Origin of the sequence: Bacillus sp. FSL L8-0654, from assembly GCF_038629965.1 — a bacterium.
GTDB lineage: Bacteria > Bacillota > Bacilli > Bacillales > Bacillaceae > Bacillus > Bacillus safensis.
In genome coordinates this window covers 332,262-353,248 of record NZ_CP152026.1, presented here as the reverse complement: position 1 = coordinate 353,248, position 20,987 = coordinate 332,262, and the positions used below count along the sequence as shown (strand labels likewise).

19 protein-coding genes are annotated in these 20,987 nt (G+C 43.1%); 3 read left to right on the top strand and 16 right to left on the bottom strand.

All coding sequences use genetic code 11. The annotated features are described in order from the left end of the window. Positions 1-7: 7 nt before the first annotated feature. Positions 8-964, bottom strand: a complete 957-nt coding sequence (locus MHH65_RS01870) for an acetylxylan esterase (protein ID WP_025092805.1) — start codon at positions 962-964, stop codon at positions 8-10. A gap of 211 nt (positions 965-1,175) precedes the next feature. Here MHH65_RS01870 and MHH65_RS01865 point away from each other — a divergent pair, with 211 nt between their 5' ends. Then, a complete protein-coding gene (locus MHH65_RS01865; protein ID WP_056765066.1) occupies positions 1,176-1,961 on the top strand; it encodes a carbon-nitrogen family hydrolase in 786 nt (261 codons plus the stop codon). Between the two features lie 255 nt (positions 1,962-2,216). Here MHH65_RS01865 and MHH65_RS01860 read toward each other — a convergent pair whose 3' ends face one another. Further along, positions 2,217-3,122 carry a LysR substrate-binding domain-containing protein gene (locus MHH65_RS01860; RefSeq protein ID WP_326355681.1) on the bottom strand — a complete coding sequence of 302 codons (906 nt, stop codon included), beginning with the start codon at positions 3,120-3,122 and terminating at the stop codon, positions 2,217-2,219. A 116-nt stretch (positions 3,123-3,238) separates the two neighbouring features. Between MHH65_RS01860 and MHH65_RS01855 the strand changes: the two genes are divergently transcribed. Continuing rightward, complete coding sequence (locus MHH65_RS01855) at positions 3,239-4,012, top strand: class I SAM-dependent methyltransferase (RefSeq protein ID WP_024427260.1); 774 nt, start codon at positions 3,239-3,241, stop codon at positions 4,010-4,012. Between the two features lie 211 nt (positions 4,013-4,223). On the opposite strand, the gene MHH65_RS01850 is transcribed toward MHH65_RS01855, so the two are convergent. The 5 genes from MHH65_RS01850 to MHH65_RS01830 form a co-directional block, all read right to left on the bottom strand. After that, positions 4,224-5,600: an MFS transporter gene (locus MHH65_RS01850; RefSeq protein WP_268414312.1), complete on the bottom strand. Its 1,377-nt coding sequence runs from the start codon at positions 5,598-5,600 to the stop codon at positions 4,224-4,226. 121 nt (positions 5,601-5,721) lie between these two features. Further along, positions 5,722-6,729: a LacI family DNA-binding transcriptional regulator gene (locus MHH65_RS01845; protein WP_041116583.1), complete on the bottom strand. Its 1,008-nt coding sequence runs from the start codon at positions 6,727-6,729 to the stop codon at positions 5,722-5,724. Between the two features lie 77 nt (positions 6,730-6,806). Further along, on the bottom strand, positions 6,807-7,754 hold the full coding sequence (locus MHH65_RS01840) for a dihydrodipicolinate synthase family protein (RefSeq protein WP_176967347.1): 948 nt from the start codon (positions 7,752-7,754) through the stop codon (positions 6,807-6,809). Positions 7,755-8,098: 344 nt separating this feature from the next. Next, entirely contained in the window at positions 8,099-8,656 is a 558-nt protein-coding gene (locus MHH65_RS01835; RefSeq protein WP_003214270.1) for a shikimate kinase, read from the bottom strand. A gap of 85 nt (positions 8,657-8,741) precedes the next feature. Then, a complete protein-coding gene (locus MHH65_RS01830) occupies positions 8,742-9,515 on the bottom strand; it encodes an IclR family transcriptional regulator (RefSeq protein ID WP_034283265.1) in 774 nt (257 codons plus the stop codon). A 148-nt stretch (positions 9,516-9,663) separates the two neighbouring features. Between MHH65_RS01830 and MHH65_RS01825 the strand changes: the two genes are divergently transcribed. Then, positions 9,664-11,022, top strand: a complete 1,359-nt coding sequence (locus MHH65_RS01825) for a hypothetical protein (RefSeq protein WP_268414309.1) — start codon at positions 9,664-9,666, stop codon at positions 11,020-11,022. A gap of 39 nt (positions 11,023-11,061) precedes the next feature. On the opposite strand, the gene MHH65_RS01820 is transcribed toward MHH65_RS01825, so the two are convergent. The 9 genes from MHH65_RS01820 to MHH65_RS01780 all read right to left on the bottom strand — a co-directional run bounded on the left by MHH65_RS01820 (position 11,062) and on the right by MHH65_RS01780 (position 20,956). Further along, entirely contained in the window at positions 11,062-12,375 is a 1,314-nt protein-coding gene (locus MHH65_RS01820) for an MFS transporter (RefSeq protein WP_025092799.1), read from the bottom strand. Between the two features lie 45 nt (positions 12,376-12,420). Next, positions 12,421-13,623, bottom strand: a complete 1,203-nt coding sequence (locus tag MHH65_RS01815; RefSeq protein WP_080701232.1) for a CoA transferase — start codon at positions 13,621-13,623, stop codon at positions 12,421-12,423. 125 nt (positions 13,624-13,748) lie between these two features. Continuing rightward, the gene (locus MHH65_RS01810) at positions 13,749-14,129 is read right to left on the bottom strand and encodes a cupin domain-containing protein (RefSeq protein ID WP_041116575.1); all 381 of its coding nucleotides are present in this window, start codon (positions 14,127-14,129) and stop codon (positions 13,749-13,751) included. A gap of 23 nt (positions 14,130-14,152) precedes the next feature. Next, positions 14,153-15,913 carry a thiamine pyrophosphate-binding protein gene (locus MHH65_RS01805; RefSeq protein WP_268414308.1) on the bottom strand — a complete coding sequence of 587 codons (1,761 nt, stop codon included), beginning with the start codon at positions 15,911-15,913 and terminating at the stop codon, positions 14,153-14,155. Positions 15,914-15,951: 38 nt separating this feature from the next. Next, positions 15,952-16,725 (bottom strand): type I 3-dehydroquinate dehydratase, encoded by a 774-nt coding sequence (gene aroD / locus MHH65_RS01800; protein WP_268414307.1) that lies wholly within the window; start codon positions 16,723-16,725, stop codon positions 15,952-15,954. Between the two features lie 9 nt (positions 16,726-16,734). After that, complete coding sequence (locus MHH65_RS01795) at positions 16,735-18,168, bottom strand: aldehyde dehydrogenase family protein (RefSeq protein ID WP_268414306.1); 1,434 nt, start codon at positions 18,166-18,168, stop codon at positions 16,735-16,737. After that, positions 18,165-19,022 (bottom strand): citryl-CoA lyase, encoded by an 858-nt coding sequence (locus MHH65_RS01790; protein ID WP_103132596.1) that lies wholly within the window; start codon positions 19,020-19,022, stop codon positions 18,165-18,167. Before MHH65_RS01790 ends, MHH65_RS01795 begins: the two co-directional genes overlap by 4 nt. Before the next feature lie 317 nt (positions 19,023-19,339). After that, a complete protein-coding gene (gene nadE / locus MHH65_RS01785; protein WP_061110406.1) occupies positions 19,340-20,161 on the bottom strand; it encodes an ammonia-dependent NAD(+) synthetase in 822 nt (273 codons plus the stop codon). Between the two features lie 198 nt (positions 20,162-20,359). Then, positions 20,360-20,956 (bottom strand): urea carboxylase-associated family protein, encoded by a 597-nt coding sequence (locus MHH65_RS01780; protein WP_034283248.1) that lies wholly within the window; start codon positions 20,954-20,956, stop codon positions 20,360-20,362. Between the last annotated feature and the right edge of the window lie 31 nt (positions 20,957-20,987).

The following is a 20,987-nucleotide window of genomic DNA, read 5'->3' as shown; positions in this document are numbered from 1 at the left end:
TGTTCTTTTATTTGAGCAAATGCTTTTGTAAGAAGGAGAGCTTCTCTGTTTGAAAAGCCGGGATAAACTCGTGTCCAAAATAGCGATATACCTTAAGGTCTTTATCTGTTTCTAAATGGTTGTATGCCGCAAACACAGTAGATGGCGGGGTAATTTTGTCAATCAGACCAATCGCCATCAATGTTGGCTGTTTGACCCATCCAGCTAAATTGATTAAGTCAAAATAGCTTAATGTCTCAAATGCCTTTTCTTCCACTTCCGGGTCACTATTTCTCCGAAAGTACGAATTGATTTCTAAATAAGGCTGCTCCAATGCCACATCCACTGCACGCTCAAAGTTTGATAAATAAGGGTAATCTGCCGCGACGACCTTCGGAATATCTGAAAGGGCTGCAGCTGCTACCGCTAATGCGCCTCCCTGGCTTCCACCAATTACGCCGATCCGGTGTTTATCCACTTCAGGGAAGGACTGAATGACTTCGAGTGCACGAACCGCATCTAAATAAACACCGCGATAATAGTAGGTCTCTTTTGATAAAATGCCTTTTGTCATCCACCCCAAAGCGTGACCGCCTGGTGTCACTGTCTGATCTTCACTGCCGCCTTGACCGCGGACGAGCATACCAAATGTGGCATAGCCGTGGAGCGCCCAGTTGACGATGTCGTGAATGCCGCCGTCATAGCTGGCATTATAGCCATGATAACGAACGAGCGCTGGATGCGGGCCAGATTGATCAGGTACAGCATAAAAGCCTTCAATTTTAGAATGTCCAAAGCTTTGATACGTCAGGCGGTACACCTTAACGCCTTTCACTGGATAGTCATACGGTTCAAGTGTTGGCTTTGCCTCCACTTGGCGCAGTTCTTCGAGCGATTTCTTCCAAAAGTCTGAGAAATCAGGACGTGCAGTTTTCTTTGGTTTATATTTTTTTAGATCTTCTAGTGATAAATCGAACAATTGCATATCATACTATTCCCCTTTGTTTTATTAGTTATAGGTATCATACCACTCATTTCTTGATTGAGAAAGTCATTTAACAAAACCTTCTGACATTTCTATTGGCAAAGATGATGGAAACCTTTATGATAAAGAAACTGGCCTTGAAGACTAGAATAAACCATTACATACATTCATGATTTTCACATGACATATAGCGAATAAAGGAGGAACCCATATGAAAATCGCCCTTGTCCAAATGGACGTACAAATTGGAGAACCTGAAGTGAATTTTAAAAAAGCAGAAGCGTTTTTAGAAGAAGCAGTCCGCGAGCAGCCTGATCTGATTATTTTACCCGAAATGTGGAATACCGGCTACGCCCTTGAACAAGCCGAGCAGCTTGCAGATATAAACGGTGAACGCACAAAGCAGCTCTTCTCCTCCTTTGCCCGCAAGCACCAAGTGTATCTCATCGCAGGCAGTGTGTTAAATAAGCGGACAGAGAATGAAAACATCACCAACACAATGTATGTTTTTAACCGCCAAGGTGAGCTTTTGTTAGATTATGATAAAATTCATTTATTCCGCTTAATGGATGAGCACAACTATTTAACCGCTGGTGATCAGCTTGGTTTATTTGACTATGGTGAAGATGTGACGATTGGTGCGATGATCTGCTATGACCTCCGCTTCCCGCAGCTTTCCAGAACACTTGTGAACAAAGGAGCGAAGGTGCTCGTCAATACGGCACAATGGCCGTCAGCAAGAGTGGACCATTGGCGCAGCCTGCTCATCGCAAGAGCGATTGAAAACCAGTCATTTATGATTGCTGTTAACAGAACAGGCACAAGCAGAGACACGGCATTCCCTGGACACTCTATGGTGATTGATCCACTCGGCCGCATCCTGCTTGAAACAAAAGATGACGAAGATATTTATTATGCGGAAATTGATCTTCAGCTAGTGGATGAAGTCAGACAGCAAATTCCGGTTATGACGGATCAGCGTCTGGACTTATATTAAAAAGCAGAGTGCTCCCCTGCTTTCAGCGTGTAGACAAACCCTCGCATTCGGTGTCAGGTCTGCGCTCCGGTGCTCACGAATGTCAAATTCGCTCCGCTCCGCTGCTCGCCCGTTCTAAACTGCAAAGGTTTTCTATCACGCTGAAAAGAAGACAAAGGGCTAAAACCAAGATCATTTTAGCCCTTTGTCACCAATCTTAAAGCAGGGTGCTCCCCTGCTGTTTGCGTTTAATTAAACGTTTGTTTAAGCTTTCCCTTAGTTCTGATAAAGGTCCATGAAGGCTTGAGCGGCTTTCGTTAAATACCTTTCTTCAACATATGCAAATACAAGTGTTCGGGTTGGGCATGAATCAATGTTTAAATAAATGACCCCGTTCCTATCCTCTTGTGCCACCATTTTCGGCACAACGGTCACACCTAGTTCGTTTTTGACCAATGCCTGTGCTGTTTGAATATGGCTTGTTTCAAAAGCCGCTTTTGGCTGAAAACCGTGATGACGGCACAGTTCCATGACCACTTGCCGAAAACCGTATCCCTCTTTCAGCATAATAAATGGGATACCTTCAAGAAGTTGAAAGGGAACGATTTCGTGACCGGACTCTTTTTGCCCTGCTTGCTTGATAATCTCGTTCAATTCCTCTGATAACCATGGCTGAGCAGCTTGTGGAACTGCAAGAAGGAGCGGCTCTGTCAGCATTTGTTTCGTTTTCAATGATTCATGCTCGACAGGCATAGATAAAATAGCCAAATCAAGTTTTCCAGCCAATAGACGTTTTTCAAGCTCACGAGGAGACTCTTCTATCAGTTGAACGTGAACATGAGGATACGTTTGACAAAAGGTTTTTAATAAACCGGGCAAGACATATCCCCCAGTCACTGCTGGCGCTCCAATGTTCAGCTCTTTCCCGATTTCATAAGCTGCTTCTCCCATTTCACGCAGCATATCATCTCTTTCCTTCAAAATATTCTCAGCCCTTTTTATGAATCGTCTCCCTTGAGGTGTGGGCGTTACTTGTCCATACTTTCGAATAAATAGCGGTGTGTCTAATTCCTCTTCCAGCTTCTTCATTTGCTGGCTTAAAGAAGGCTGTGCAATATGAAGTTGATCCGCTGCTTTTGTAAAACTTTGCTGCCGGTACACTTCAATGACATATTCCATCATTCGTATATCCACTTTCATCACCTCATAGGTTTTAACTATCCATGTCATATCTTTTATGTCTTAGACAAATAACAGAAGGAATTCTACGATAAAGAGACCACAAAGGGGGAAAAGAAATGAATCCATATGCTAAAGCCGAGAACCAATTTTCACAAAATGCCGAGAACTATCGAGATTCACCTATATTTGCAGCCGGAGAAGAGCTGGAATGGATGAAAACAACAGCAAATGCGAAGGGACATGAGCATTTACTTGATATTGGCTGCGCGGCAGGACATACCGTTTTTTCCTTTTCAGACGTTATCTCTAAAGGGGTCGGCATTGATGTCACGCAAAAAATGATCGAGATTGCAGCAGCACTTGCGGAAGAACGCCACCTGAACCACATTACTTTTGAGCAGGCAGCCGCAGAAGCATTGCCCTTCTCTGATGAATCATTTGATTTAGTGACGTGCCGATTTGCTGCTCACCACTTTCCAAACCTTCCGGCAGCCATGTCGGAAATCAGCCGAGTCTTAAAAAAAGGCGGCCAATTTCTGCTCGTCGACCATTATGCACCTGACAACCCTGCACAGGATTCATTTATTAATCACTTAAATAGACTGAGAGACCCTTCTCATGTGCGGGAAAGCTCGTTATCAGAATGGAAAGAGCTTTTCGATGATAACCAATTGACTCAGAAAGAGATTCGTTACTGGGATCTGCATATTGATTATCAGGACTGGATTATACGCGGACGCACGCCAGAGAATGTTCAAAAGGAGATCGTTTCCCACCTTCAAGCCGCAGACTCTGACACAAAGCAGCTGTTTCAGCTTCAATTCGATGCGCAGCATCAGCCCATTTCCTTCTGTTTAAAAGCTGCACTGCTTCAGGGAATCAAGCATTAAACTGATAGAAAAAGTCTACCATCGCCGGTAGACTTTTTTAATCTTCACTTTTTCACAGGTGGCTTTTCTTGTTCGTGACACGTCTCTCTTCACGACTAGATTATGTTTCTATTATATGATAATTGAACGAAGATAGGTGATGCATTTTAGATCCTCTGAATAAAAAAAGAACCTACCCTCTTTGGAATAAGTTCTTCCCTGCATGCGTAACTTACGGTGCAATATCCTCTAATACTTTCTCGCGCGTTTCGATCATTTTAAAAGCAAGAATTGCTCCCACTACCGTCACACTTGCAAAAAGAATAAAAATAGTTGAAACACCGCTTACCTCTAAAATAAAACCTATCATAATAGGAGCGATCGCTGAGGCTAGTCTAAGCCACGCTGTAGCAAATGCCGTTCCAATCACCCTCATACGTGTCGGATAAATTTCAGGTGTATATAGATAGAGGAGAACTGTAATTGTCCCCATCATTCCGTAAGCAGCAGACCCTAAATAGATGACGCTTTCTGGTGAAGTCGCTCCGCTGATCCATAAAGCCGTTAATAAAACACCTGTTAATACAAATGCAATGGTTGCCCAGCGCTTCCGTCCCACTTTATCAATTAAAAATGCACAAGCAAATACCCCTATGGTCTGTAAAATATTTGTGAGAGATGCTGCCCTTAATGAATCTCCGACTGGCAAATGGTAAACAGTATTATAAAGACTCGGTAACCAGTTATTTAAACCATTCGATACAAAGTAGGCAGAAAACCATAGTCCCCATACGACCAATGTTCTTTTACGGTAAAAAGTTGAAAATAGCTCTTTCCAGTCGCCTTTTTCAGTACTGCTGGATACTTGATTTGCGACAAGCATTCGTTTGTCAGTACTAGCTTCAATTTCTTCAATAATTCTTTCGGCTTCATCTAACCTGCCTTTCGAAATAAGCCACCTTGGCGATTCACGCAGCATGAAAAAGAATACAAAGACGATTAAACCTCCAATGCCTCCAATCAAGAACATCCATTTCCACCCAAAGCTAGGTACAACGAATGCGCCAATTTGAGCTGAGATCATTAATCCTAATGGAAAAATCATCTCATAAAGCATAAAAAATCTCCCTCTTCCTTGGGCTCGGGACAACTCATTAATATATGAGGCTGCTACCGGCACCTCTCCTCCGACTCCAATCCCTTGTATAAAACGGAAAATAAAAAGGGCCATAAAATTACCTGAAAATACACATGCGATACTCATAATAGACATGAGGAACACCGTCCACTTTGCACTAAATACACGGCCGCGCCTTTCTGCTAACCATCCAAAGAAAATAGCACCAATCGCTTGTCCTATATAACCAGACCCAATAAGAAGACCAATCTGTGCAGGTGATAAATTCCACATGCCGATGAGGACCGGGAGAACAAACGCTAAAGATAGTGCATCAAAAGCATCAAAAAAGGTAGCAGATCCCATAATGATCCGAGGTTTTAAATGCCACCTCGAAAAAGGTACACTTTCCATCCTGGTCAATAGTTGTGAAGCTCTATCAACAACTTGCCCACCTTGAGAATTTGAATTTCCGCTGAGTTCTAACGTCATGGTATCTCCTCCTTATTGGAGGAAATGATGCAAAAGTACATGCCGAAGAGCGCTGAAGAAATCGCTTACATTTTAAAACAAGCTGAAATTCTGCAGCGTTCATACGAGTTTTCAGCATCTATCACATCTTTTTTGGCGTTCCCGTGGTGCCCCGATCTATATAATACATAGGGAAGATATGTTCCATCGCCTCTAACTGTTCTCCTTCCAATAACTGTGTTAGTAAAGAAACAGCTTTTCTTCCCATTCCAACTAAATCAACATGAACAGAAGATAAAGAAGGGGTTAAAAAACTTGCAATGGGCACATCATCGGCACCAACGACAGACAAATCATGAGGTATTGACACATTTGCGTTTTCTGCCGCTTTCATGACCCCTATCGCCAAAAAATCTGAAGAGCAAACAACTCCAGTCATGTGCTGGTTTCCTTGGAGAAATTGAGAAACCACTTCTACTACTTTTCCCCCATCAAATTCATCTAACTCAAACACAAGCTCTTTGTTCATCGTTAATCCTAAACGTTTCAGTGTGCGCTCATACCCCTTGTAATACCTCACACTATGCATCGAACTCATTGGACCATTGACCAGCCCAATGGTTCGATGACCTTTATCAAATAAGGCCGTTACAGATTGACAAACACCTTCTTCATCATCTGGCCTGACACATGGAAATGGTGAATCCTCTAAGTAACTTCCGACAACGATAATGGGAATAGCCAAACTTTTTAGCCAATCCATGCTCAATTCTTCATTTCTTGGAGAAAATAAAATGGCACCATCTACAGCCTGCGTCTCAAGTAACCGCTGCTGCTGAACAGATGTAAATGACATCAGCATATTGAATTCGGTCTCATCTAATTCCTTCGCTATTCCATCTAAAATCGTTGAAAAAAATGGATTATTCAAAATATATGAACCGCGGGGAACCACTACAGCAATATTCCCAGTCTTTCTTTTCACGAGCCCTCTCGCTCCTAAATTAGGGCGGTAGCCTAACTCATCAATCACTTGTTTGATTCTTTCAGCCGTTTGAGCACCTACTCCTGGTTTACCACTTAATACTCGGGAAACAGAGGCTATAGACACTCCTGCTTTCAATGCTACATCTTTAATACTTACTGACACATTTCATACCTCCGGGAGTCTGTTGTTTTATACCCTATTATAACCTGACTCACCTTCATCATGAAATCAATGGTCTGTTATCTACTGACGTTTTCCTTAAGCAAACCAACACTTTGAAGGCCCTGGCGAATCTCTTCTTTTTCCTTTTGAGTTAAAGGTAATACCGGCTTTCTAGCAAGCGAACTGCTGATCAAGCCTCTCTGGAACATCGCTTCCTTCATTCGCAGATGAGAGGTAGATGAAGGTTCATCCATTTTATATACAGCATGCTTTAATTCAAAGATTCTATCGTACACTTTATTAGCTGCTGCAAGGTCTTGTTCTTCCACACATTTCACAAGTTCAGCGATCAAATCCGGCACAAAACAGCCGAAACCGACAAGCGCCCCATCAATCCCTTGAACTAATGTTGGCAATAAATATTCATCGTGACATGTGAGCAGCGATACATCTGGTGCATGCTTTTTCAGTGCGCGCACATCGACTTCATATTGTGCCATGTCTCTTTGACCAATTTTGAATGAGACAACATTTTCAATTTCCGACATTTCTAGTAATTGATTCGTTGTATATGAGGTTTTTGTCCACGTTGGATATTGATGGACGATGATTGAAATGTCAATCGCTTCTGCAACATCTTTAAAGAATTGGACAGGTGATTCAGGCTGCATACCGAATCTCAGCCATGAATGCGGCGGCATGAGAAGGATACCTTCTCCGCCAGCTTCTTGAACTGCTTTTGCATGCTGGATTGCTTCAATTGTCCCTTCAGCTGAAACCCCTGAAATGACAGGTACTTCCCCTTTTAATTCGTCGGCTGCAATACGCACAGCCTCAGCTCGTTCATGTGGCAGCAGGGTCATAATCTCGCCCGTATGTCCATTGACAACAATCCCGTTAATTCCTTCGTGCTCCGCCACCCAGCGAACAAACTTACGAAAAGCAGGTTCATCAATTGAATAGTCATCTTTAAAAGGAATTAAGACAGCCGGGAATACACCGCTCCATTTTTCTTTATTTTTCATCAACAAATTCCTCCCCATTCGATTATAGTAAACGTTTACCGTAAGCGTTTACGTAAACAATCATAGAATGTCCTCACGGAAGTTGTCAACATTATTTTTTAAAGATTATAATAATTCAAAAAACTCTTATTGAAATTTATATACTATTTTATTTTTCCGAAAAAGAAAATGATCTATATCAAAAACCTCATCATCATGAACTGATTGAAGGAGGATCACCGCTTTTTCCAAACGGCCGCACACCAAAAAAAGGATAAATACATTTTGGTTGTCAAAGCATCATCCTATGTACGAAGGAAAAGAATTCAATAGAAAAAAAGTCTACCCTCAACGGTAGACTTTTTTTATTTCGAATATAAATCCCAGCCAAGCTTGAGTGTGTCCACAATATAATTGGCGACTTCCTCAGCCTCTAAATGATCTGTTTCCACTCTTGAGTTATGAAGAGAATAAATCTCCCGGCGCTCTTCAAACAGCTCTTTCATCTCATCAAGCGTCCGGTTGTGAAGAACAGGGCGGTTTTCGATTAAAATATCAAGCCGCTGCTTCCAATTCTCCCACGATAGATCAAGGAAAAGAACGGTACAATGCTTCAAGCAGGCGCGTTTGATTTCTTCCTGTTTGAATGCACCCCCTCCAAGGGAAACGATCTTGAGCTGTGTATGTTCACATAAATCGACGATATAATCCTTTTCAGCCTGCCTGAAGAATGCTTCTCCTTTTTGCTGAAACATCTCTGGAATCGTCATGTTGTACTTTTTCTCAATCTCCTGATCGACATCAATAAAATCTCTATATAGCTTTTTGGCAACCAGCTGCCCAATGGTTGTTTTCCCAACACCCATAAAGCCAATGAGGACAATATTCCGCTGTCTTACAGGAATTTCTCTATTGATTTTCATGGTCGTGACACGTCCTCCCTACGACAAGGAATGCTACATAATGTTTCTATTATATGATAAATGGAGCGCGAAAAGATAGGCAATCTTAAAAATTGTGTTTGACGACGTAGCCGAGCTGTTCAGAAAGCCTCTGTGCCTGTTCTTTCACTTTTTGCTGCAGCTTAGGAATGACTTCTTCAGTAAACCGATGGGTTGGACCAGATATGGATAAACAAGCCTTCACTTCCCCATGAATGTTAAAGACTGGTGCCGCTACTGCCGCAGATCCTACCTCTCGTTCATCGATACTGCAAGAAGTATACGTGTCAAGAATATGTTTACGTTCCTCTTGCCAGTCATCTCTCTTCACATGATCAGCCTCAGACGCTAATACTTTTTGTTGAAATTCTTCACTTTGAAAAGCCAATAATACCTTTCCGCCTGCACCTGCGTACAATGGCAGCTTCTCACCAATCTTGACAAGATGGCGAATCGATTGCAGCCCTTCCGCTTGTTCGATACAAACCCTGCTTGTTGAATCCAGTACATACAGGTTGACGGTTTCCTTTGTTTCATCACGAAGTGAGTACATGAGTGGCTTAGCCAGTTCCCTCAATTTAATGGACTTTCCTGCAATGTATCCAAGGAGATAAAGCCTTTGACCCAATCGGTATTTCATTGTTTCTTGATTCTTCTCCACAAAATGATTCATTTCAAGCGCCTTGAGCAGTCTCGTTGTCGTAGACATTGCTAAATTCATCTCTTTTGAAATATCCGTTAGCGTCAGCTCTTGACGTTCTTCACTAAAACAATAAAGAATATCCAAAGCACGCTGAACTGTACGCAGTCCTGATTCTTCTTTTGACTTTTTATCAGCCATGTTCATTTTCTCCTTTTCCCCTTTGATTTCTTATCGACATCAACGATCGATTTTGCTATAATCCATTTTAAACGTTCCACTAAAAGAAAACAAATTCCACTAGTCGGAATAAAATCACTTGAAGATATTTGATGGAGGAGATATTTGAATGTACCTGCTCGTTTTTACACTTCTTATCAGTCTATATATTGTTCATCAACTATTTCCTGCTCCTATACTCTCCTATTTTGTTGGTCTGCTGGCCGCTGCCTCGCTCACCATTTCTTTTAAGAAAGCAAATGGGCTTTATTTGAAAACAGGTGCTGTATTTCTCATCATTGGGTTGTTCTTATTCTTCTTATCCGGCCAGCCATTACATACGTTTTTTCTTCACTTTCATTCCATGCTGGGCTTGTTTTCTCTCTTTTTCATGCTGCCTTTTATTCATTCTCTCATACATGTTGGACATTTCGATACACAATTAAATAAACTGCTCACACTGCATACAACGAGCTCAAACCAGCTTTATCGCAAGAGTTCATTTGTCACTCATATTCTCGGCATGTTTTTAAATATCGCGACGATTCCTTTACTATATACATCGCTCAAACCGTCGCTCGAATCTCTAAAAGAACAAGTGAAACAACATCTTTATACACGCAACCTCTTGAGGTCATATGCATTATGTTTAAGCTGGAGTCCTGTTGAAGTGCTGGTAAGCGTCACCATTGATGCAACCAAACTAAAATATTATCAAATTGCACCTATTACTTTTGGTTTAATGGTCGTCGTGCTGGCGATAGATTGGTTGCTTTTTTCTCGTCAAAGCAAACGATTACCAAACATCATTCAGTCTTCAGAAACAAACGCCAATCCTCATCGAATTAAGCGAAAAACCCTTCAGCTCGCTTTCATGCTGCTAGGTTTTATGACAGTCGTCTCACTTGTCGATGCATGGATTGGGAAAGGCTATTTATTCGCTGTAGTACTGACGATTATTCCATTTGCTCTATTATTCTCTTCTATTATCAAAAAAAGAAAACAATATATCGCTGTCTCTGTGCCTCATTGGAAAGAAAGAACCCGTCAGCTCTCCAACTATATGTGTCTATTTTTAAGTGCAGGCTTCTTTGTCGATATGCTCCTTGCGACAAACAGTATGCAGCCGATTCAAGCATTTATTGTCAGTATATCAGACCATGCCATTTGGGTTTATTGTGTCATTGGGTTGTATTTTCTGATCACCGCCCTTTGCGGTTTTCACCCGCTTGTCTCGCTTGCATTGTTAGTCAGCATGATGGCACCAGTCATCCATGAACTGCCTGCTCTTCCGATCGCAATCATGCTGATCGTTGCTGGCACATCAACTGTTATGTTTAGCCCTTTTAATGTTTCTGTCTCCTTATTGGCTGATTTGATGAAGGTCAACCCTTACCGTATCACTCGCTGGAATATATGGTTTGCCAGCCTTTATATCAGCATGGGCATCGCATGTGCAGCGATCATCACCGTTATCTTTTATACATAAAAAAGAGAACTCACCCTTGAGTTCTCTTTTGCTTTCTCACTATGGTTTTAATTGAATACGTTCAATTTTACCTACGATAAAGATGTACGACAATGCCCCGCCTAAAGCGACTAAACTGACGAATAAAATTCCTCCATTGTAAGAGCCTGTCGCCGACACGATGAATCCGATAATCAGCGGAGTGATGATCCCAGCTAAATTAGCAAAAAAGTTAAATACGCCGCCAGCCAGCCCAACCATTTCCCGCGGTGCCACCTCAGACAGCATCGTCCAAGAGATATTAGACAGTCCTTGCGCAAATGAAGCGATGGATAAAATGGTCAGCACAAGCGGGATATTTGTTGTAAAGTTTGCTAAAACAATGGTACTCGTCATCAGCAAGCCAACCACTACTGGCAGCTTTCTCGCTACATTCACCGATACGCCTTTTTTAAGCAGCCAATCAGACACATAACCTCCAAACAAGACGCCAAAGAATGCAGCAATGTAAGGAAGAGAAGCAGCAAAACCTACCTTGAGAAACGCCATATTTTTCGCCTCTGCCAAATAGGTCGGAAACCACGTTAAAAAGAAAAAAAGGGTAGACGCAACAGAGAATTGCCCAATATAAAGCCCGATCAATTTACGATATTTTAGAAGGGCGGCAAAGTCCGCCCATTTCAGCTTCTCCTGTGATGCGACTGTCAGCCCATCGCCTTGCCGGATTAATTCTAACTCATCTTCATTTATCTTCGGATGCTCTTTCGGTTCGTGATAATACTTGTACCAAAAGAAAGCAAATATGATACCGAGCGCACCTGCCGTAATAAAGACGGTTCTCCAATCGAAAGTCGTCATGATCCAAAAAAGAAGAGGTGTCGCAAAGGCAAGACCCACATACTCTCCAGCAGTATAAACACCTGTTGCAAAAGCCCGTTCCCGCCTTGGAAACCATGTGGTAACAATACGGTTATTTGCAGGAAAAGCGGGAGATTCTGTAATCCCAATAAACAAACGGCAGCCGAATAAAAAGGCAAAGCTGTTCGCAAACGCCTGTAAGCCTGTGAAAATAGACCAAGTAACGAGTGATATCCCATACGTTACCTTTGAGCCAAATTTATCGAGAATAAAACCGCCTGGTATTTGCATCGCTGTATATGTCCAGCTAAATGCCGAAAAAATCAAGCCTAATAAGGCAGGATTTAATTGCAATGAAGATTGAATCGCAGGAGCAACAATGGATACACTGGCTCGATCAATATAATTAATAGCGGTAATAAAAAACAACAGAATCAATATGCCAAAACGGGCTTTCGTTGGTTTCACATATGCGGGCTGCAATTCATTCCCCTTCAGTTCTGAATGCACTTTCATAACCATCCTCCTTTGTTTCCGCAGCGTGCGGTTCGGTTGAGCGTATTAAATTACCCCTTTTTCTTCTAACTGCTTACACTCTTCTTCTGTTAAGCCAAGCATATTTGTTAAAATCTCATAATTATGTTCGCCTAAATCAGGTGCAATGTGACGGATACTTCCAGGTGTTTTTTCAAACTTCGGAATGATCCCAGGCACCTTCACTTTTCCAAGACGAGGGTGATGCACCTCGACGATATTCTCTCGTGCTTTAAATTGTGGATGCTCAAAAATATCTCGAATACTTAAGATTGGGCTCACAGGTACGCCATGTGTATCTAAAATTTCTAATACGTCATCCCTTGTTTTCGACGCGATCCATTGCGAAACGATCGCATCCATTTCTTTGTTATGCTTCAGCCTGGATGCATTGACCGCGAATTTTTCATTCTCTAGTAAATCTAATCGATTCATCGCCTCTGCCAATCGATTGAAGGTCGAATCTGTACTCGTCACAAGAACCAAATAATGACCATCCTTTGTCTCATAGGTACCGGCAGGGCTTGAATGTCCGCTCAGCCCCGGTGAACGCTCACGCACCTTCCCAAGCTTGTCATATTCTGCAACCAAAAACTCTAACATACGAAACACAGATTCATAGAGGGCCAAATCAACCATTTGCCCAGTTCCTTCTGGATGTGTATCCCTGTAATACATCGCTGTCACAGTAGCAAACGCCACATAGATGCCAGCAATATAATCAGTGAGAGAAAAGGAAGGGCTGACTGGATGCCGGTCTGGAAACCCTTGAATATATGTAAAGCCGCTAAACGCCGTCGCTGGTGTTCCAAATCCGGCTTTGTCCTTAAACGGGCCCGTTTGACCATAACCCGATACACGAATCATAATTAAACGAGGGTTGATTTCTTTTAACACATCGTACCCAACGCCCCATTTTTCCAGTGTTCCAGGGCGGAAATTTTCAATCAGCACATCGACCTGACCAGCAAGTTTTTTAAAAATGTCCTTTGCTTCGTCTTTGTGCAGATCCAGTGTAAGGGATTTCTTATTCCGTGAGAGACCTGACCATCTAAGTGGTTCCCCATCTGCAAAAGGGCCGACGTGCCGCAGCGTATCGCCTTTGCCAGGAATCTCGACCTTGATGACCTCTGCACCAAAATCCCCTAGAAGCACCGCGCCATAGGGTGCAGCAATCATCGTAGAGACGTCTAATATTTTTATTCCTTCGAGCGGTGTATTCATATTCATTGCTTGACTCCCTTTCATTCAAGTGATGAAGGGCTAAAATCATTCCTAATTTTAGCCCTTTTCATCTTTCTGATTGACCCGGAAAGCCCTGATGATCCAAAAGGAGGGCTTACCGGTGCAGGTTTTTAATCCTTCGGAAGCTGCCCTTGCGGTGTGTAGAGCCAAATGAGCCATAAAGGTTCATCTCCTGTATTGACATGCTGGTGCGGAACACCGTCTGGAATGAACATGAAATCATTTTGTTTAAAGGACTGCCTTTCTCCATCACAAATGACTTCGCCAGATCCTTTAATCACATAATCAAATTCCTCTGAACCCGGGTGATTGTGCACTGAACTTGCTTCCCCCGGTTCAAAAATGGTGAGACCCGCCATCATATGCTCTGATCCAACAGTATCTGGTGTAATGGTTTGAAATACTTTTCGAATCATTTGCTCCTCTGGACGATCTAAGCCTAACCATAATGGGTTCCCATCTTGAAACGGATTCAATACTTTAATTTTCATTGTTAATTCCTCCCTCGTTCTGTTTAATTCACGCTGACATGTGAGCGCTTTGAATTTGGTGAATAAATGTCATTAATATTCCAATGTCCATCCGTAGGAACAGGATCATTTTTCATCGCTACATCAATAACGCAAGGCTCCTGAGAAGCAATGGCTTCAGCTAAAGCTTCTTTGAATTCAGAAGCAGAGGTGATTTTAATCCCCTTCATCCCATAACCTCTCGCAACGGCAGCAAAATCCGGTGAATAGCTTTCTCCACCTTTTCTGAAAACAGTGCCGTACGTCGTTTCATAGTGCGCCATTTGCAAACCGGCTATTGTTCCAAATGCACTGTTATTCATCACAATCCACACAACAGGAATGTTCTCTTCAACTGCTGTTGCAAGAACGGATGGATTTTGACCGAAGCCGCCGTCTCCAACGAGTGACACAACAACACGGTCAGGCTGGGCAATCTTTGCCCCAAGTGCGGCAGGTGCTCCAAATCCCATCGTTGCAAAGCCGCCTGGCGTTAAAATGGTACCTGGCGTGAGCACAGGAAATTGCTGTCCGACCCCATTTTTGTTCCAGCCAACATCCGTTGTAATAAAGGCATCTGGCGGCAATACTTCCCGTACTTCCTGCAAAATACGCTGCGGCTTCATTGGGAAGGATTCATCTTGAACATTCGTCAGATTGCCCGCCTGAAACTCCTTACGATATGCCGCAATTTCCTTTTTCAATTCAGGTCGATCCAGCCCTTTTGGGAATCTTTCTCTCGCCACTCGATTGAGTACAGTCAAGGCTTGCTTAAGATCGGCTACTGCTCCAATTTCAACAGGATAGTTACGTCCAATTTCATTCGGGTCAATGTCAATATGAATGAGCTTGGTTGATGGGAAGCGGAACGTATAATCTGATTCCCACGAGCTCGCATCAGCTTCAGCAAAACGCGTGCCTAAAGCCAATATATAATCTGCTTCTTTGCACTGATCATTGATAAATTTTGTCCCCCAAAACCCTGTCATTCCAAGAGTCATTGGATGATCATCCGGCATGGCTCCTTTCCCCATCAAAGAATGGGCGACAGGGATACTCAGATGGTCAGAAAATGCCTTTAATTCTTCAGCTGCATCAGCTAATATAATGCCTCCCCCTACATATAAGAGCGGTCTTTCTGCCTGCAGCAATCGATCCAATATCCGATTGGCCGTTTGATCATCAATAGAAGGTTTTTCAATGGTGTGTGTATGATGGTTGATTTGTTCAAACAGGGACACATCTAAATCTTTTGAGAACACATCCATTGGAACAGAAATAAGCACCGGGCCAGGACGGCCGCTTTCAGCTAACTGAAATGCTTTTGATAAAATCTCTGGAAATAATTCTGGAATATCGACTCGCCATGCTCTTTTCACAAACGGCCGGTAAATTTCGTATTGAGAGGCATCGGAATGAAGATTGATTTCTTGGTGTGGGTGCTTTCCGTAATAGTGACTTGGGACATCTCCTGCAATGACAACCATTGGAATGGAATCAAGTGCTGCATTCGCTACACCTGTTGCCGCATTGGTGAGTCCAGGTCCTAGATGACTGAGAACAACAGCCGTCTGTTTCTTTGCCCGCGCATAACCATCTGCTGCATGTGCCGCTATCTGTTCATGTCTGACATTTACAAATTGAATCGAGCTTTTTTCAAGCGCTGATAAAAAAGCAATATTCGTATGACCACAGAGGCCGAAAATATGCTCGACTCCCCGATTTTCTAAGTACTGAATAACCTGTGTAGAAATATTCTTCTTCATGTTTCTCTCCTCTCACGGTGCAGCTATGAATCTGCTACTCACTTATTCTTTGAAAACACAATAGATAGAACATTGTTCAAATCCTGTATCGCCACTTGCCCGGGAGCTGAGCTTTCTTTCCCTACAGCAAAGGTCATCACAGAACCAAAAAGCCCGCCAATCATTCTTGTAAAAGCACCGTATTCCGCCATTGCCATCGAAATAACGGGAATTGACAGCTGCTTTTTCGCATGGCTGGTCGCCAAGAGCAGTGTTAATGCATCGTCATAGGAATGCGGCATCACTGCGATCTTTGCGATGTCGGCGCCGACTGATTCTGCATTGACGAATAGCTGCACGAGGCGATCCACCTCAGGGGTGCGATCGAAATCGTGATACGACACAATCAAGGTAACGCCATGTTTTTTAGCTGCCTGACTGACTTGCTGTATATGTGTCACATCATGCATTAATTCATAATCAACGGCGTCCACAAGCTGTGTGGAACAAAGTTCGGCAAGCAGAGAAACCTTCTCAGATTCTGAGAGTGATATCCTTTCGCCTCCCTCCTTTTCAGAACGAATGGTGAATAAAAATGGGATGCCCTTTGCCTTTTCTACCATTCCCTTAAGGGTTTCTATCACTTGATCCTTGTCATGAAGGTGATGAAAAAAATCCGCCCGCCACTCTATCACATCAGGCTTCTTCTCTGTTAACACCTCTATCTCATGAAACAATTCTTCCTTTGTTTGTCCGATGAGCGGCGTACAAATCATTGGCTGACCGCCTGCCTGCACACTTTTTACCTTTTGCTGAAATGCATTCACATCCATACGCCCCTTTCACAGACCATTTGGAAGCACGACCATTTTGGTTTCGGTCATCTCCTCGATGGCGAAACGCGGACCTTCTCTTCCAAGGCCACTTCGTTTAATCCCGCCATAAGGCCAATGATCCAGTCTAAAATTCGATGTCCCATTGATGACAACCCCGCCAGCTTCAAGCTCTTTTGCTGCGTGTAATGCCACATCCAGCTGATTCGTAAAGATCCCTGCCTGCAAACCATATCGGCTATCATTTGCTTCTTTAATTGCCCCCTCCAGCTCCTCAAAAGGGAGAATGCTGACAACTGGGCCGAACACTTCCTCACAGACGACCTTGGCCTGTTTCGGAGGGTTTAGCAAAATAGCCGGTGTGATGCTCGCTCCATTTCTTTTCCCCCCGCATAAAAGCTGGGCACCCATGCTCTCTGCCTCTTGTATCCATGTCTCAACACGCTGCGCGGCCTGAACATCGACCATACAGCCGATATCACTCTCACTGGACAGCGGATCTCCAACAACAAGCTGCTCTACTTTTTGTTTTAATACCTCAGTAAACGACGGCATCATTTCCTGGTGGACATAAATTCTTTGAACAGAAATACAGCTTTGACCGGAATTACTAAAGCCTGTTTTGGCACACATGGATGCGGCTTGTTCAATATCTGCATCGTGATGAACAATCGTCGCTCCATTCCCTCCGAGTTCGAGCAGTACCTTTTTTAATCCCGCAGAGGTTGTAATGTGTTCGCCTCCGGCAGCCCCGCCGGTAAAAGAGATGAGATTCGTTCTATCATCAGTGACTAACTGTTTCCCGGCGTCGACCCCGCCAATCACAAGCTGCAAACCAGCCTCAGGAAATCCTGCTTCGAGAAGGAGTTCGACAAACGCTGTGGCAACAGCTGATGTTTGCGGTGCAGGCTTCAAAATGATGACATTCCCTCCCGCAAAGGCCGGACCGACTTTGTGACAAATTAAGTTGAGCGGTGCATTAAAAGGGGTAATCGCCAGCACAACTCCGACTGGTACTTTAAATGTCATGGCCATTGCTCCCTGTCCGCGTGATGATACATTGCCAGGAATGGTCTCACCTATTAATCGATTCGCTTCTTCCGCAGACTGCGCCAGCGTCTCAATTGATCGCGAAACTTCATCTCTTGTATTTTTAAGCGGTTTGCCTAATTCCAGCGAAATCAGTTTTTCAAAATGGTCTTTTTGTTCTTCAAGCAAGGTGGCTGCTTTTGTTAGAAGCTTTGAGCGTTCGATTGCCGATATTTCCGCTATTTGTTTTTTAGCCTGCTGCGCACTAGAAAGTGCCTGTTCTATGTCTTCTGATGAGGCGAGATAGGATGTTCCGATCCTTTCTCCTGAGTAAGGATTGATGATATCTGTTTTGACACGACCTGTATCCAGCCACTCGCCGTTTATATATGACAACGCTTTTAAACCACTCAAATTTTTTCTCCCTCCTTCAAGTGCCGCGTTCCATGTCCTGCATAACGAACCAATCTTTCTTCATTCGGACAAGGTCCTTTCACGAGGGCTCCCTTTGTGAGCTCCTCATATGCATGCGCCACGATGCCCATTCCTCTGGATAAGGAAAAAATGCCTTTTGCTGCTTCTGCTGGAATGTTTAATTCACATTGGATGGCAGCAGATACACCATCTATATTCATCGTGATTTTCTTCCCTTTCAGTTGTTCAAGCTCATGCCTAATCGCTTCGGCTAACCGTAAATATGTGCCGCTGATAAGACCTTGCTGGACATGTTTGTGACTCAGCTCATATAGACGTCTCACCCTCGGATCATCATCATGAAGCTGATGGCCGATTCCCGGGATTTTTTCCTTGCGATTTAACCATGTTTGACACACTTGCTTTGCCGCAGAGTGTATATCCTTTTGATCATCGTAGATCGCTTTAGCCTCGTATAGCATGCGCATGGCCTTCTCTCCAGCTCCGCCATGAATGTCACCTAATAGATTCACCCCTGTTGCTACAGAGGAATTAAACGAAATGCCGCAAGTCACCGCCATTCTAGCTGCTGCAATAGATGGTGCTCTTGGTCCATGGTCCGCACCTGCGACAAGAACACTTTCAAAAAGAGCTGCTTTTGAATCATCCAATAATTCACCAACAAGCAGTAAATAGAGCATTTGTGGATACGACAATTCACCAATCAGTTCTTCAATCGGATACCCTCGTAGTTCAATTGAATTTTTTTGAATATGACTAATCTCAGTCTCCCACCATGCGCCTCCCTCTTTGTAAATTTCCAGTGCACTTCGATTTTTCATTGTGTGAATCATTCCTTTAGCTTCTTATTTGGAGGTGAATCACCCCTTTATTCCATTCAGTGGAATCTAATTTCACTTTTCGGAATGTGGTTTCATTGTAAGCGCATTCTTTTTGTTCGTCAATTATTTTTTCTGAAAATACTGTCAATAGAAGTGAAATTAAGTGAATCGAACTAATTATGTCTGCTTTTTTTGATCAAAAAAAGCGATATTTAGTTAAATGGACTTAAGTATATCGTTCTACTAATTTAATGAACTTTTGGTTATTTTGTCAAATCCACTTGAAATTCGACATAAAAAAACCTCTCCATCATCGGAGAGGTTTCTTTTTATTTCCACCAGTCATCAAACATGGAAGCGGGTACTTGGCGTTTATGCTCTGATTGAACATAACGCTTTTCAATCGCTTCTGCTGCTTGATCTGAGACTGATTTTCCTTCTAAGTAATCATCAATTTCATTGTACGTAATGCCGAGTTCTGTTTCATCCGTTTGCTGAGGTTTATCATCCAGCAGATCGGCTGTTGGTTTCTTTAAATACAGGCGTTCCGGTGCTTCTAGCGCTTCTAAAAGCGTCCGTCCTTGGCGTTTTGTCAAACCTGTGAGCGGGAGAACATCTGCACCGCCATCACCATACTTCGTGAAGAAGCCAGTTACTGCTTCAGCTGCATGATCTGTACCGATGACAAGCAATCCTTCCTCACCACCGACAGCATATTGCGCGATCATTCTCATGCGAGCTTTGACATTTCCTTTATTAAAGTCAGACAATGGGCCGCCCGTTTCCTTTTGATATTGATCACTGAATGCTGACACGGCAGGTGCAATATCATATTTCCACGACTTGTCTGGCTGAATAAATGATAGGGCGAGCTGTGCATCATCTTCATCCTGCTGCACACCATGCGGAAGGCGTACCGCAATAAAGACCGCATCCTCTTTTCCTTCTTGACGAAGCTCACTGACAGCAAGCTGTGCAAGACGTCCAGCAAGCGTTGAATCCTGCCCGCCGCTAATACCGAGAACAAATCCTTTTGCCCCGGTTTTTTTCAAGTACTCTTTTAGAAATCCAACCCGTTTTTCGATCTCCTGCTTTGGGTCAATTGAGGGCTGCACATGCAACTCTTGGCTGATCTTTTTCTGCAAACTCATACACTTTTCCTCCTAAGCATCCTCTACATGAAGAGAACAGGTTTTACTCCCAATTCATTGATTTAATAACGTTTTTTGAATCTTCATTATACCATGTTTTCATCAAGAACATTTTGTTAGACGTTCCCCTATTTCTTAGATAATCAAACATTCACAAGTGAAAAAGACCATGTCTTTTTTGACTGGTCCTTTTCTTTTTTAATCGATTTCTACCCGTATGGATGTACAGCTTGATCCATTACACTTCCCAATATCAGCAGGACATGCAGACACGGCCACAATGAGGTCCATTTCAGCCCGCAGGCGAATGTAGTCACCGGGCAGCGATTTTGGCAGCTCGACAGACAGCTTTCCTTTTTCATCAATGACTGTATTCATAAAGGCGTTAAAAGGATAGTACATATCCTCCTTTGGAATTCCAAAGGGCTCAAAGGCAGTCCGCAAATTGTCGTAGCATGTATGCATGACCTCTAAGTGCGTCCGGCCGTATAAAAGCTGATACATCTCTTGCCGGCAGGCGGGCATGTATAAATCATGGCATTCTACTGTATCTTCAATGATCGTAAACATCGGTTTATATAAATTAGAATAAAGCTTATCGCCTTTTTTCACTTTAGACGAGAACAAACTGTCCATCGTCGCACCTTGGTCAAATTTTTCATAAAAATCTTTTTCATGATAGGCCATCACATCTGCTACTTGCTGGCCTTCGACATCAACCACTCGCATACATTGGCCTTTTCCTAAACGAAAACCGAGTCTACCCTTTGGTAAAATGACGTGTTCTCCGTTCATCACATGCACTCCTTTCCATGATAGTATGCCC